Origin of the sequence: Halomonas campaniensis (assembly GCF_014193375.1) — a bacterium.
GTDB lineage: Bacteria > Pseudomonadota > Gammaproteobacteria > Pseudomonadales > Halomonadaceae > Halomonas > Halomonas campaniensis.
The window spans coordinates 57,775-70,071 of record NZ_JACHZF010000007.1; the positions used below are offsets into that span (position 1 = coordinate 57,775).

General features: G+C 69.0%; 15 protein-coding genes and 2 tRNA genes. 8 read left to right on the plus strand and 9 right to left on the minus strand.

Translation table 11 applies throughout. From position 1 onward, the window contains the following. Window positions 1-61 precede the first annotated feature (61 nt). Window positions 62-817 carry an enoyl-CoA hydratase/isomerase family protein gene (locus BDK63_RS05820; protein WP_183330427.1) on the plus strand — a complete coding sequence of 252 codons (756 nt, stop codon included), beginning with the start codon at window positions 62-64 and terminating at the stop codon, window positions 815-817. 45 nt (window positions 818-862) lie between these two features. Here the strand turns inward: BDK63_RS05820 and BDK63_RS05825 are convergent, their stop codons facing one another. Continuing rightward, window positions 863-1,492: a TetR family transcriptional regulator gene (locus tag BDK63_RS05825; RefSeq protein WP_183330428.1), complete on the minus strand. Its 630-nt coding sequence runs from the start codon at window positions 1,490-1,492 to the stop codon at window positions 863-865. Between the two features lie 193 nt (window positions 1,493-1,685). Between BDK63_RS05825 and BDK63_RS05830 the strand changes: the two genes are divergently transcribed. After that, window positions 1,686-2,717, plus strand: coding sequence for a succinylglutamate desuccinylase/aspartoacylase family protein (locus tag BDK63_RS05830; protein ID WP_183330429.1), 1,032 nt, complete (start codon window positions 1,686-1,688; stop codon window positions 2,715-2,717). A gap of 25 nt (window positions 2,718-2,742) precedes the next feature. Here the strand turns inward: BDK63_RS05830 and dusA are convergent, their stop codons facing one another. From dusA to BDK63_RS05850, 4 genes are all read right to left on the minus strand, one after another. Then, window positions 2,743-3,756, minus strand: a complete 1,014-nt coding sequence (gene dusA, locus BDK63_RS05835) for a tRNA dihydrouridine(20/20a) synthase DusA (protein WP_183330430.1) — start codon at window positions 3,754-3,756, stop codon at window positions 2,743-2,745. A 189-nt stretch (window positions 3,757-3,945) separates the two neighbouring features. Then, window positions 3,946-4,359 carry a type II toxin-antitoxin system HicB family antitoxin gene (locus BDK63_RS05840; protein ID WP_183330431.1) on the minus strand — a complete coding sequence of 138 codons (414 nt, stop codon included), beginning with the start codon at window positions 4,357-4,359 and terminating at the stop codon, window positions 3,946-3,948. A 38-nt stretch (window positions 4,360-4,397) separates the two neighbouring features. Next, complete coding sequence (locus BDK63_RS05845; protein WP_183330432.1) at window positions 4,398-4,580, minus strand: type II toxin-antitoxin system HicA family toxin; 183 nt, start codon at window positions 4,578-4,580, stop codon at window positions 4,398-4,400. Window positions 4,581-4,780: 200 nt separating this feature from the next. Next, entirely contained in the window at window positions 4,781-4,996 is a 216-nt protein-coding gene (locus BDK63_RS05850; protein WP_183330433.1) for a hypothetical protein, read from the minus strand. A gap of 170 nt (window positions 4,997-5,166) precedes the next feature. On the opposite strand from BDK63_RS05850, the gene BDK63_RS05855 reads away from it, so the two are divergent. Continuing rightward, window positions 5,167-5,406, plus strand: a complete 240-nt coding sequence (locus BDK63_RS05855; RefSeq protein WP_183330434.1) for a hypothetical protein — start codon at window positions 5,167-5,169, stop codon at window positions 5,404-5,406. 35 nt (window positions 5,407-5,441) lie between these two features. Here the strand turns inward: BDK63_RS05855 and BDK63_RS05860 are convergent, their stop codons facing one another. Beyond that, entirely contained in the window at window positions 5,442-6,248 is an 807-nt protein-coding gene (locus BDK63_RS05860) for a sulfite exporter TauE/SafE family protein (RefSeq protein WP_183330435.1), read from the minus strand. A 230-nt stretch (window positions 6,249-6,478) separates the two neighbouring features. On the opposite strand from BDK63_RS05860, the gene BDK63_RS05865 reads away from it, so the two are divergent. Both BDK63_RS05865 and BDK63_RS05870 read left to right on the plus strand, forming a co-directional pair. Continuing rightward, window positions 6,479-6,802, plus strand: a complete 324-nt coding sequence (locus BDK63_RS05865) for a TraR/DksA family transcriptional regulator (protein ID WP_183330436.1) — start codon at window positions 6,479-6,481, stop codon at window positions 6,800-6,802. Window positions 6,803-6,909: 107 nt separating this feature from the next. Further along, window positions 6,910-7,461 carry a hypothetical protein gene (locus tag BDK63_RS05870; RefSeq protein WP_425485936.1) on the plus strand — a complete coding sequence of 184 codons (552 nt, stop codon included), beginning with the start codon at window positions 6,910-6,912 and terminating at the stop codon, window positions 7,459-7,461. A gap of 34 nt (window positions 7,462-7,495) precedes the next feature. Here BDK63_RS05870 and BDK63_RS05875 read toward each other — a convergent pair whose 3' ends face one another. Both BDK63_RS05875 and BDK63_RS05880 read right to left on the minus strand, forming a co-directional pair. Next, the gene (locus BDK63_RS05875; RefSeq protein WP_183330438.1) at window positions 7,496-8,086 is read right to left on the minus strand and encodes a helix-turn-helix domain-containing protein; all 591 of its coding nucleotides are present in this window, start codon (window positions 8,084-8,086) and stop codon (window positions 7,496-7,498) included. A gap of 138 nt (window positions 8,087-8,224) precedes the next feature. Beyond that, complete coding sequence (locus BDK63_RS05880; RefSeq protein WP_183330439.1) at window positions 8,225-8,965, minus strand: SDR family NAD(P)-dependent oxidoreductase; 741 nt, start codon at window positions 8,963-8,965, stop codon at window positions 8,225-8,227. 138 nt (window positions 8,966-9,103) lie between these two features. On the opposite strand from BDK63_RS05880, the gene gltX reads away from it, so the two are divergent. From gltX to BDK63_RS05895, 3 genes are all read left to right on the plus strand, one after another. Next, the gene (gltX, locus tag BDK63_RS05885; RefSeq protein ID WP_183330440.1) at window positions 9,104-10,585 is read left to right on the plus strand and encodes a glutamate--tRNA ligase; all 1,482 of its coding nucleotides are present in this window, start codon (window positions 9,104-9,106) and stop codon (window positions 10,583-10,585) included. A gap of 58 nt (window positions 10,586-10,643) precedes the next feature. Beyond that, a tRNA-Ala gene (locus BDK63_RS05890) sits at window positions 10,644-10,719 on the plus strand. Window positions 10,720-10,744: 25 nt separating this feature from the next. Further along, window positions 10,745-10,820 (plus strand) — tRNA-Glu (locus BDK63_RS05895). Window positions 10,821-11,318: 498 nt separating this feature from the next. Here the strand turns inward: BDK63_RS05895 and BDK63_RS05900 are convergent. After that, window positions 11,319-12,209: an NAD(P)-dependent oxidoreductase gene (locus BDK63_RS05900; protein WP_183330441.1), complete on the minus strand. Its 891-nt coding sequence runs from the start codon at window positions 12,207-12,209 to the stop codon at window positions 11,319-11,321. Window positions 12,210-12,297: the final 88 nt, after the last annotated feature.

Sequence of the window (12,297 nt, forward strand, 5' to 3'; positions counted from 1 at the left end):
ACAGGGTAATGGAAGGCCTGGCGATGGGATCAGGCCGCTGGATCACAAGGGAGAGACTGTCATGGCGACCCGAATCACCTCCACCCGGCGGGAGGACGGCATCCAGGTACTGAAGATCAGCTGCCCCGAGCGCCGTAACATCCTCGACGAGGCGAGCTATACGCAGCTGATCGAGGGGCTCGAGGCGGCCGAGGCGGACGAGGGGATCAAGGTGCTGATCATCACCGGCACCGAGAACTGCTTCACCGCCGGCAACGATCTGGCCAACTACCGGGCGCTGGCCCAGGCCGACCGCGTGCCGGCCATCACCTTCCTGCGCCGCCTGCACGCCTTCCCCAAGCCGGTCATCGCCGCCGCGGAGGGCATCGCCATGGGGCTGGGGATCTCGATGCTGCTGCACAGCGACTTCGCCTACGCGGGCAACGCCACTCGCTTCCAGCTGCCCTTCACGAACTTCGCCCTGACCCCGCTGGGGGGCACCACCTGGCTGCTGCCGCGGCTGGCCGGCGGCAAGGCGGCCAGCCAGATACTGCTGCTGGGACAGCCCTTCAGTGCCCGGCAGGCCTGCGACATCGGCCTGCTGACCGATACGGCACCCGATGGCCGGGCGCTGGAACAGGCCTTCGACTGTGCCGCGCGGCTGCTGGCCAAGCCCGTCGATGCGCTGCTGGCCACCAAGGCGCTGATGCGCGCGGCCGACGCCGAGGCGATCGGCGAGGCGCTGGACCGGGAGGAGCAGGCGCTGCTGGCGCGCTGCCGCTCTTCAGAGGCCCAGGGCGCCATCGACGCCTTCTTCGCCACCCGGCACGGGCGCTGAGAGAGGGAAGCGGGGGCATCGCCCGGGCGGGTCGCGCCGCCCGGGTCACTCACCGGCGGCAGGCGGGGGGGCGACGAGCCTGAGCTGGGTCTCCACCAGTACCATGCCCTGCTCGACGATGGAGAACCGTTCGTGGTTGCGCAGCCAGTCGTGGAACAGGCCGCCCAGCATGGACTGCATCAGGCTGGCGGCCAGTTCCGGCGAGAGGTCCCCGCGGAGCTGGCCCAGGCGGGCGGCGCAGGCGAAGTAGTCGCGCAGGGCGCCGCAGGCCTCCTCGGCCATCTCGTTCTGCATGGCCAGCGGGTCGATGTCGCCGAACACCTCGCAGTGGTGGATCAGGATGGCGTGGACGCGGCGATAGCGCGGCTGCTCGAGGCGTTCGAAGCCCTTCCGGATGGCCAGCCGGATCGCCTCCAGGGGGCGTTCGGCGAGGCTCGGATCGCCGATCTCCTCCACCAGCTCCCGGAACGGCATGCGCACCCGCTGCAGCATGGCCTGGAAGAGGTCGGCCTTGTTGCGGAAGTGCCAGTAGACGGCGCCTCGCGTCATGCCGGCATGGCGCGCGATCTGCTCCAGCGAGGTGCGCGCCACGCCCTTCTCCAGGAACACCGCCTCGGCGGCATCGAGCAGGGCCTCGCGGGTCGCGGCCGCCTCGGCTTTGGTCTTTCGGGCCATGCAGGACGATCTCCCTGAATCACTGACGACCCGCATTCTACCCGAACGACGCCGATTTTACATTCGCTGCTGTATGGTTCCCGGGCCGGGGGCTGCACCGCTCGCCAGCGGGCTCCGGGCTCGACACCGCTCGTCAGCGGGCTCCGGGCCGGGTATAAACGGGAGCCATGCCCCTGTCACAGGACGACACCCCATGGCCCGTGCTCCCTTCGAACTCGCCGACATCCGCATCGCCCCGGGGTCGCGCACCCAGATCGACGTCCCCGTGGCACGGCTCTACACCCATGCGCCCCTCTACATCCCGGTGGAGGTGGTGCACGGCCGCCAGGCGGGGCCGACGCTGCTGGTCTGCGGCGGCATCCACGGCGACGAGATCAACAGCGTGGAGATCGTGCGCCGGCTGCTGCGCTCCAGGCAGCTCCAGGGCCTGCGCGGCACGCTGATCGCCGCGCCCATCGTCAACGTGTTCGGCTTCGTCCAGCACAGCCGCTACCTGCCGGACCGCCGCGACCTCAACCGCTGTTTCCCCGGCAGCGAGTCGGGCTCGCTGGGTGGCCGGGTGGCGGCGCTGTTCCGCGAGCAGATCGTCGACCACGCCTCCCACATCATCGACCTGCATACCGGGGCGATCCATCGCACCAACCTGCCGCAGATCCGCGCCCAGCTGACCCCGGGCGGCGAGACCGAGCGCATGGCCAACGCCTTCGGGGCACCGGTGATCCTCAACGCCGAGCTGCGCGAGGGCAGCCTGCGCCACTATGCCCAGAACCGTGGCATCCCGGTGCTCACCTACGAGGCGGGGGAGGCGCTGCGCTTCGACGAGTGGGCGATCACGCCCGGCGTGCGCGGCGTGCTGCGGGTAATGCGTCGGCTGGGAATGCTGGCCGGCGAGCGGCGCCGTCGGACGCCGCCGGCGGCGGAGATCGCCAACGGCTCGAGCTGGGCGCGGGCGCCCATCGACGGCATCCTCAGGCCCCAGGTGCGCCTGGGGGCGCGGGTGGCCCGGGACGAGCTGCTGGGCCGGGTGGCCGACCCGTTCGGCAACGCGGAAGGGGAGGTGAGGTCCATGGCCGACGGCATCGTCATCGGCATGAGCCGGCTGCCGCTGGCCAACGAGGGGGAGGCGCTCTTCCACATCGCCCGCTTCGATGCCATCGAGGAGGCCGAGAGCGCCATCGAGGACTTCCACTCCAGCCTGGCGCCCCCGCCCGACTCGCTCTACTGAGGCAGGGCGCCCGCGGGGCGTGTTGTCACGCCGCGTCGGCCGGTTCGCGCTCGGGGACCAGGCTCAGGGCGTCGTCGAAGACGCGCAGGCAGGCACCCTCGAGGTGGCCGTTCTCGGAGAGGTGGCGGCGGAAGCGCCGTCCCCCCGGCTGGCCCTGGAAGAGCCCCAGCAGGTGGCGGGTGATGTGGTTGAGCTTGGCGCCCTCCTCGAGGCGCCGGGCGATGTAGGGGCGGAAGGCTCGCGCCGCCGCGTGGCGGCTGATCGCCGGCCCCGGCTCGCCGTAGAGCGCCTGGTCCACGCCGGCCAGCAGCCAGGGGTTCTGGTAGGCCTCGCGACCCACCATCACGCTGTCCACCCGCTCGAGCTGCACCCGACACGCGTCGAGGGACTTCACGCCGCCGTTGATGCCGATATGCAGCTCGGGGCGGCTCGCCTTGAGGCGGTGCACCCGGGGGTAGTTGAGGGGCGGGATATCGCGGTTCTCTTTCGGCGAGAGCCCCTGCAGCCAGGCCTTGCGCGCGTGCACGATGAACACCTCGCAGCCGGCGTCGGCCACTGTGGCGATAAAGCGCTCGAGGTCGGCGTCCTCGTCCTGGTCGTCGATGCCGATGCGGCACTTCACGGTGACCGGGATCGACACCGCGTCGCGCATGGCGCGTACCCCGGCGGCCACCGTCTCGGGATGGCCCATCAGGCAGGCGCCGATCAGGTTGTTCTGCACCCGGTCGCTGGGGCAGCCCACGTTGAGGTTGACCTCGTCAAAGCCCCAGGCCTGGGCGATGGCCGCGCACTCGGCGAGCTCGCCCGGGTCGCTGCCGCCCAGCTGCAGGGCCAGCGGATGCTCCACTTCGTCGAAGCCCAGGAAGCGCTCCCGCGGGCTGCCGTGCAGGATGGCGCCGGTGGTGACCATCTCGGTGTAGAGCAGCGCTCGACGGGTCAGGGTGCGGGCGAACGCGCGGTAGTCGCGGGTCGTCCAGTCCATCATCGGCGCGACGGAGAAGGTCCTGTCTAGCGTGGGGCGCGGGGTCTCGGTATGCATGCGGAGCTTGGCGGTTGCCTTCTCTGGTCATGAAAAGGGCCGCATTTTCGCATAACCGGCCGCGATACGCACTGCTTCGGCGGCGGTGGCGCCTCGATGGCATGGACAGGTTGGCGAAGTGGTCAGCCAGGTGCGGCGATATGCATGGTGAGGTAAAACCCGTCCCGGCCGAGAGGCCGGGGGAGTGTGCTACTGGGCGTGACGCTCGAGTTCGTGCAGCGCGGCGCGGGCGAGGAAGCCGGAACGACTCTTGTAGTCGCCGTGCTTCGCCACGGTGCTGTCGATGCGCTTGATCAGCAGGTCGGGCAGGGTGACGTTGATCTTGTGGCTCTTGCCCAGGTAGGGGGTCATGTCGATCTCTACCGTGGCCCAGACCCACCCGGCGAAGTCGGGGTGCTTCAGGTGCTGCTGGATAGCGGTGGCCGTCGGAATGGGGTCACCGTGCTCCGACAGGCTTTCCAGGTGCCCCTCGATGGCCTCGCGAGCGTTGGCGATGGCTTCGTCGAAGGAGTCGCCAGCGGAGAAGCAGCCGGGCAAGTCGGGCACGACCACGCTACAGGCGTGCTGCTCGTCGCCGATCTCGATGGCAATGGGGTAGTGCATGTGGTGTCGCTCCCGTGTAGTGCCCGATGCAGTAGCCGTCACTTCAGTCCGGCCTGCTTTCTGACTGCCTGGATCAACCCCGTCTTCAGGTCCTTCTTAGGGTGAGGCACGGTGATGGTGCCGGGCTTGTGGGGGTGCCGAAAGTGATGGTGGCTGCCCTTGATTCGGTCCAGCCGCCAGCCATCCGCTTCCAGTTCCTTGATCAGGTCCGCGCTCTTCACCCCGGCTCCTTGTGGCCGTTTAGGGTTATAGTAACCCTGGGATGTTCGAGAGGCAATTGATCAGAACCCTGAAAACTCCGAGCAATGCGATATCTGTCGCATCGCCTCAGGTGGTGGCGGTTGTGCATTCGGCGCGTGCGGCGTCTCAGGCAGTCCTGCTCGCCGCCGGCGGCCATGGCCAACATACCGAGAGATCACACCTAGCCGGCCCGGGAGAAGGCGATCGGGTCCAGCTCGTGGAGGCCGATGGTGACGGCGGCCTGGCAGTTAAGGCAGCGCAGGGTGCCGGTGTCGCGGGAGAGCCCCTCGACCCTGAAGCGGCCGAGGCGGAGGTCGGTCGGTTCTTCGCGGTTGCCGCACTGCCGGCAGATGAGGGTCAGGCCATGTACCTTGTGGGTGAGGGTGATGGTGTCCACGCCTACCTCCTGCTTCGTGATGGGGAGTCTTGCCGGGATGCGGGAAGGCAGGTCCGGGCGTCCCGGCGTCCCACTCAGGAACCCTATGCCATCCCCGTCGCGAGCGCCCGTGAAAATGCTTCAAGCGCAACCGGCGATAACCTTGGAACCCTTTCTGCGAGATGACGGCCATGTCCCACGAACTGACGGACCACCAGAGGGAGCTGCTGGCGCGCGTGCTGCAGCATGGCGGGGTGCTCTCCTCGCCCTTCGGCCATTCCGATGAGGATGCCCTGCTGCCGGCGCTGCGCGAGGCTATCGCGGCGCTCGAGGCGCAGGGGCTGATCACGGTGACGGCACATGATGCCCCCGGGCAGGGCGAGACCCTGACGCTGACCGAGCAGGGCTATGCGGCCCTCGGCATTCGCTGAACGCCACGCGTCCGCTGTCGGCGCGAGCCTGGCGCTCAGGCGGTGAACACCGTGTAGAGCATCTGCAGCGCCAGGGCCATCAGCATGACGGCGAACACCCGCCTGAGGATGCCCACCGGCAGCCGGTGGGCGAGCCGCGCGCCGAGAGGGGCGGTGAGGATGCTGAACGGCGCCATGAGCAGCAGCGCGGGCAGGTAGACATAGCCCCAGGCGGCATCCGGCAGGCCCGCGGTGCCCCAGCCGTTGATGACGTAGCCCAGTGCCCCGGCCAGGGCGATCGGCAGCCCCACCGCGGCCGAGGTGCCGATGGCGTGGGGCAGCCGCACGTTGCACCAGGTGAGGAAGGGCACGGTGAGCGAGCCGCCGCCGATGGCCACCAGCGCCGAGATGCCGCCGATGCCGAGCCCGGCGCCGGACAGGCCCACCGCCCCCGGCAGGGTGCGGGTCGGCTTGGGCTTCAGGTTGGCGAGCATCTGCAGCGACATCAGCACCATGAAGCCGGCGAAGAAGATCGCCAGGCCGCGGGTCGGCATCAGGGCGGCGACGAAGGTGGCCAGGAAGGTCCCGGCGAGGATGGCCGGGGTGATGTGGCGCACGATGGGCCAGCGCACCGCGCCATGCCGATGGTGCGACCAGAGGCTGGCCGAGGCCGACGGCACGATGGCCGCCATGGCGGTACCCAGCGCCAGGTGGGCGATGTGCTCGTGGGGGACCCCCTGGATCACGAACAGCGATGTCAGGATCGGCACCATGATGCCGCCGCCGCCGATGCCGAGCAGGCCGGCCATCAGGCCGACGAAGCTTCCCAGGGCCAGGTAGGCCAACCACCAGATGGGATCCAATGCCCTCACTCCTTCCGCGGGTTCGTTCGGTGCCTGGTCTCAGGCGATGAAGGCAGCAGTGTAGAGGAAAACGCGCGGCGAAGGGGCCCGGGGCCCCGACCAGCCACTGTCGAGGCGCCGCGGCTTGACCCCCGTCGGGGTCGGCGGCGGCGGCAATGTGCTATGAAGAAGGGGCAGGGCAGTGCCGTCAGGGCGCTGCCGGCCATGTCACGACCACAGGAGAGGGCATCATGGCGGACCGCAAGGCGAGACTGGAGGGGCTGCGCGACGAGCTGATCGAGCGGATCGAGCGCTACCGGGCCCACAAGGAGCAGAGGAACGGCCCGCTGGACAAGGACATGGAGGAGCAGGCCGTCGAACTGCAGAACGATGAGGTGGTCGATTCCCTGGAGAACGAGGCCGAGGAGGAGCTGCATCAGGTGATGCACGCCCTGGGGCGCCTCGAGTCGGGGGAAGGGGAGCGCTGCGAGGCCTGTGGTGAGCCGATCCTGCCGGCCCGGCTGGAGGCGCTGCCCTATACCACCCTGTGCCGGGAGTGTGCCGAGTCGCGTTGACCCGCCATGCAGGACGCGCGCCCCGTGCCGGTGGTAGCCTGAGGCCAGGATCATCGGCTGGGAGGTCGCGAATGAATGCGTGGTGTCGGTGGTGTGGTGCGGGCCTGTTGGCCCTGCTGCTGGCGGGCTGTGGCGGTGACGGGGGCGATCCGGCGCCGGACGAGGGCCTGGACGAGGCCGGGCGGACCGAAGAGGCCCAGGCCCAGCCGGCGCCCGAGCCCGAGGTGGAGCCGTTCGCCGAGCCCGTCGCGATCGATTTCACGGCCAGCCTGCGCAGCGATCGGCGCCTGATGGTGGAGGGCGAGAGCAACCTGCCCGATGATACCCGGCTGCGGGTCGTGGTCGAGCGCGAGCTCAGCGGCGTCCGCTGGCAGTCGAGGATCACCCTGAATGACGGGCGCTTCGCCGCGGGGCCCTTCGGACCGGGCAGCGGTCTCCCCGACGGTGGCTACACCATCACGGTTCACCTGCCCGAGGCGAGCGTCCAGCCGCTGGAGGTGCGTCGGCGCCTGGGCGACCAGGGCGAGCATCTGACGGGGCCGCTGGTCAGCATGTCGCGCCATGGCCTGGGCCAGGTGGCCAGCACCTCCCGCCGCTTCCTGGTGGGCAACGAGCCGCGACGCACCACCGACCGGGTCGAGGTGCTGGGCATCGAGTGATGGGGGGTCCGAGAGTGGGGCGGACGAGGAGGGCTCAGAGCGCCTCTGCCCGCCAGCGTGCCACCAGCTTGCCGAGCAGGCGGGTGTCGGGGGTATAGCCGACCACCTCGTCGCTCTCCTCGGCCTGGAACTGCAGTTCGCCGGTGGGGCCCTGGCTCACCCGACGGATGCAGTGGCGCCCCTCGCGCTCGACCAGGTAGAGCCCGGTCTGGCGGAAGATCTCGGTGGGCGCCACCGCGACCAGGTCGCCTGCCGCGATGAAGTCGAAGGTTTCGCCCGGTACCGGGGTGAGCAGGAAGCAGTCGCCCTCCCACTCCTGGGCGGGGACCAGTTCGAAGGGCATCTCGATGCGGCCGGCCCCCGGATCCTGCCAGGGGGCCGGAGGGTCGCTGCGCAGGTAGAGCGGCTTCGCCCGTCCGCTGGACTCCCCCTCGATCAGCCGCGAGAGGGGGCAGCCCAGGGCCTCCGCCAGCGCGACCAGCCGCTCGTGGCCGATCTGCTTGATGGCGCCGGACTCCCAGTACGAGATGGTCACATCGGAGACGCCGACCCGGCGCGCCAGGGCGGCCTTGTTGAGGTTTGCCTCCAGCCGAAGCTCCTTGATACGCGGGCCTAGTGAGTCCATGGGCGTTTCCTGTCGAGACATAATCGGGGGGGTAATGGCCCCGGGGATGATCTGCGATCGGCCGGGGTTGTGCAACAGCGCGCCTCAACGCTTGGATGCGACGCTGCGTTGAATCATCGGCTTTGGCGACAGGCCGGGCTACCAGGCGACGGGGTCGCCGGCCCAGTCGTAGAAGCTTCCGCTCTCCTCGGGGGTGCGTTCGCCCAGCACCGCGAGCAGCCGCTCGGCCACGAAGGCGGGGTCGAACAGCTTGCCCTCGGGCACCCGGGCCTGGAAGGGCTTCGACAGCGGGGTATCGGTGGTGCCGGGGTGCAGGCAGACCACCGTGCTTTCGGGGTTGAGGCGGCGCAGCTCCACCGCGGCGGTCTTCATCAGCATGTTGTGGGCGGCCTTGCTGGCGCGGTAGGCATACCAGCCCCCCAGGCGGTTGTCCCCGATCGACCCCACCCGGGCGGAGAGGCTGCCGATGAGAACCGGGTGGCGCCCCTGCAGGCCGGCCTGCAGGGCCTTGAGCAGCAGGGCGGGCGTGGCGGCGTTGACGTGCATCAGCCGGGCCAGGGCCTCGGCCTCCAGGGCGTCCAGGCGCTTCTCGGGGGCAATGCCGCGCGAGGTGTCGTGGAGCAGGCCGATGGCATTGAAGAGCAGGTGGACGGGGGCATCCTGCAGGTGTCGCGACACCGCGGCCAGGCCCTCGGGGGTCGTCACATCGGCGCAGAGTGATGCGTAGCGCGGGTCCCCTCGGGAGGTCTCGCGCCGGCTGACGCCGATCACCCGGCCGGGGCGGTCGCTGGCCAGCAGGGTATCGATCACGGCACTGCCGATCCCTCCCGAGGCGCCGGTGACCAGGGCGGTGAATCCATGGGGCAGTCGGGGCAGCATCCGGTGGTCTCCTCGTGACGGTGTCCGACATGGACCGCAGGCGTGGGCGATGATTCCCCGCGGCGGCTGCCCACGCCAGGCGAGGTGCGTATAATGCCGCCAGTCAATTCCATTCATGGTTCCGGGATAACGCACGACATGACCGTACGCACTCGTATCGCGCCGTCACCGACCGGTGATCCCCATGTGGGCACCGCCTATATCGCCCTGTTCAACCTCTGCTTCGCGCGCCAGCACGGTGGCCAGTTCATCCTGCGCATCGAGGATACCGACCGGGTGCGCTCCACCGCCGAATCCGAGCAGATGATCCTCGACTCGCTGCGCTGGCTCGGCCTGGAGTGGGACGAGGGGCCCGACGTGGGCGGCCCCCACGGCCCCTACCGGCAGAGCGAGCGCGGCGACATCTACGGCGAGTACGCGCGCCAGCTGATCGAGGCCGGGCACGCCTTCAGGTGCTACCGCACCAGCGAGGAGCTCGACGAGCTGCGCGAGGCGCGCAAGGCGGCCGGCATGCAGCTGGCCCTCAAGCCCGCCGACCTGGCCCTGCCGGCCGAGGAGCAGGCACGCCGCGAGAAGGAGGGCTGGCCCCACGTGGTGCGCATGGCGGTGCCCAGCCACGGCACCTGCGTGATCCAGGACATGCTGCGCGGCACCATCGAGGTGGACTGGGCTCAGGTGGATGCCCAGATCCTGCTCAAGTCCGACGGCATGCCCACCTATCACCTGGCCAACGTGGTGGATGACCACCTGATGGGCATCACCCACGTGCTGCGCGGCGAGGAGTGGATCAACTCGGCGCCCAAGCACCAGCTGCTCTACGAGTACTTCGGCTGGGAGATGCCCCGGCTCTGCCACATGCCGCTGCTGCGCAACCCCGACAAGTCCAAGCTCTCCAAGCGCAAGAACCCGACGTCCATCAACTACTACCGGCGCATGGGATTCCTGCCCCAGGCGGTGATCAACTACCTGGGCCGCATGGGCTGGTCGATGCCGGACGAGCGCGAGAAGTTCAGCCTCGACGAGATGATGGCCCACTTCGACATCCAGCGGGTCTCGCTGGGCGGCCCGGTGTTCGACCTGGAGAAGCTCACCTGGCTCAACGGCCTCTACATCCGCGAGGAGCTCGACGACGAGGCGTTTCTCAAGGCACTGATGGAGTGGGCCTTCAATGAGCGCTACGTCAAGGAGATCCTGCCCCAGGTGCGCCCGCGGGTGGAGACCCTCTCCGAAGTGGTGCCCCTGGCCGGCCACTTCTTCTCCGGGCTGCCGGCGATCGGCGAGGAGAGCTTCGACAACGTCAAGCTGGGCCGCGAGGACCTGGTCAGGCTGCTGCAGTTCCTGGTGTGGCGCTTCGAGGCCGTGCCGGCCTGGCACAAGGAGGTCCTGCTCGGCGAGGTGAAGGCGCTGGCCGGCCACTTCGACCTGAAGATGAAGGAGTTCCTGGCGCCGGTGTTCATCGCCATCACCGGCTCCAGCGCCAGCACCTCGGTCATGGACGCCATGGCGATCCTCGGCTCCGACATGACCCGGGCGCGCCTGCGCCATGCCATCGAGGTGCTGGGCGGCGTCTCCAAGAAGCAGGCCAAGCGCTTCGAGAAGGAATTCCGCGAGCTCCCGTGATTTCCTGTTGACGAAGTCGGGGCGGATCAGTAACATACGCCTCGTCTTCACGACACGTGGGGCCTTAGCTCAGCTGGGAGAGCGCGACACTGGCAGTGTCGAGGTCAGCGGTTCGATCCCGCTAGGCTCCACCACTTCACCTCGTGCAACGACATCTGCGTCCCATTCGTCTAGTGGCCTAGGACACCGCCCTTTCACGGCGGGAACAGGGGTTCGAACCCCCTATGGGACGCCACTCTTCTTCCCCCTTGCCGCGTGGCGAGGGGTCGACACAGGGACGCCTTCGGGCGTCCTTTGCGTCTCTGGGCCGACCGTTGGTCCTTTCGTTGACTCCGGCGTCCCGGACCGCGTGATCCTCCCCCCATTTTCGGCTTGACAAGCCCTTGACTTGTCCACGTTGCCGGTCCCTTCGCGGCTGCCTGTGCACAGGGCGCGCGCAAATCCCCATGGCTGTGGGGTTTTTGATTATTCCTTTCTAAATCAATGGCTTATCAAAGATCAAAATTTGACCAATCTGAGTCGAGCCCCCAGTTCATGGCGATTCGAGGGCCTTTTCGCGTGGTTGTGAACAGGGTTATCCACAGAATGTGTGGAAAACGGTACGGGGTTGCGGTACGACGGCTTTCAGGCACGAGTAGGGGGGAGCGTCAACCCTGAAAGATGAGATTTCTGATGCTCCTGGAGGGAGGGGGGGAGAAGAGGCCGGCAGGCGATGTCGCCTGCCGGCGGGGGCTCACGCCTTGCCGAAGGCGCGCAGGCGGCGCAGCAGCGAGGAGGTGTCCCAGCGGCTGCCACCCATCACCTGGACGTCGGCATAGAACTGGTCGACCAGCGCGGTGACCGGCAGGCGAGCCTGGAGGCGACGGGCCTGCTCCAGGCAGATCCCCAGGTCCTTGCGCATCCAGTCCACCGCGAAGCCATGCTCGTACTCGTCGCGGATCATGGTCTGGTGGCGGTTCTCCATCTGCCAGGAGCCGGCGGCCCCCTGGGAGATCACCTCGACCACGCGCTGCTGGTCGAGGCCCGCCTGCTCGGCGAAGTGAAGCCCCTCGGCGAGCCCCTGGACCAGGCCGGCGATGCAGATCTGGTTGACCATCTTGGTCAGCTGGCCGCTGCCGGCGGGGCCCATCAGGGTCACCGCACGGGAGTAGTGGGCAAGCACCGGCTCGGCGCGGGCGAAGTTGGCCTCGCTGCCGCCGCACATCACGGTCAGCGCGCCGTTCTCGGCCCCCTGCTGGCCGCCTGAAACGGGGGCGTCGACAAAGCCGATGCCGCGCTCGCGGCAGGCGGCGTCCAGCTCCTCGGCGAGGTCCGCCGACGCCGTGGTGTGATCCACCAGCAGGCTGCCCTCGGTCATGCCGGAGAGGGCGCCATCCTCGCCGGTGGTGACCTGCCGGACGTCGTCGTCATTGCCCACGCAGACCAGTACCAGGTCGGCGCCCTCGGCGGCCTCGCGGGGGGTGGGGTGGTGGCTGCCACCGTGCTCGGCGGCCCAGGCCTCGCCCTTGGCGGCGGTGCGGTTGTAGACGCGAACCGTGAGGCCGGCGCGGGCCAGGTGGCCGGCCATGGGGTAGCCCATCACGCCCAGGCCGATGAAGGCGACGGTGGAGATCGGTTGGCTCATTGCTGATTCCTTGCTCTTCAGGGTGGGAGAACGCAGAAAGCCGCCCGAGGGCGGCTTTCTGGTGACGCTGGCGGCAGTGCCGCGACCT

Bases quoted from the DNA above. Each gene is read 5' to 3' on its own strand.
- BDK63_RS05820 (WP_183330427.1), top strand. From the start codon at position 62: ATGGCGACCCGAATCACCTCCACCCGGCGGGAGGACGGCATCCAGGTA.
- gltX (WP_183330440.1), top strand. From the start codon at position 9,104: ATGACCGTACGCACTCGTATCGCGCCGTCACCGACCGGTGATCCCCAT.
- BDK63_RS05865 (WP_183330436.1), top strand. From the start codon at position 6,479: ATGGCGGACCGCAAGGCGAGACTGGAGGGGCTGCGCGACGAGCTGATC.
- BDK63_RS05880 (WP_183330439.1), bottom strand. From the start codon at position 8,965: ATGCTGCCCCGACTGCCCCATGGATTCACCGCCCTGGTCACCGGCGCC.
- BDK63_RS05825 (WP_183330428.1), bottom strand. From the start codon at position 1,492: ATGGCCCGAAAGACCAAAGCCGAGGCGGCCGCGACCCGCGAGGCCCTG.
- BDK63_RS05875 (WP_183330438.1), bottom strand. From the start codon at position 8,086: ATGGACTCACTAGGCCCGCGTATCAAGGAGCTTCGGCTGGAGGCAAAC.
- dusA (WP_183330430.1), bottom strand. From the start codon at position 3,756: ATGCATACCGAGACCCCGCGCCCCACGCTAGACAGGACCTTCTCCGTC.
- BDK63_RS05830 (WP_183330429.1), top strand. From the start codon at position 1,686: ATGGCCCGTGCTCCCTTCGAACTCGCCGACATCCGCATCGCCCCGGGG.
- BDK63_RS05855 (WP_183330434.1), top strand. From the start codon at position 5,167: ATGTCCCACGAACTGACGGACCACCAGAGGGAGCTGCTGGCGCGCGTG.
- BDK63_RS05900 (WP_183330441.1), bottom strand. From the start codon at position 12,209: ATGAGCCAACCGATCTCCACCGTCGCCTTCATCGGCCTGGGCGTGATG.
- BDK63_RS05840 (WP_183330431.1), bottom strand. From the start codon at position 4,359: ATGCACTACCCCATTGCCATCGAGATCGGCGACGAGCAGCACGCCTGT.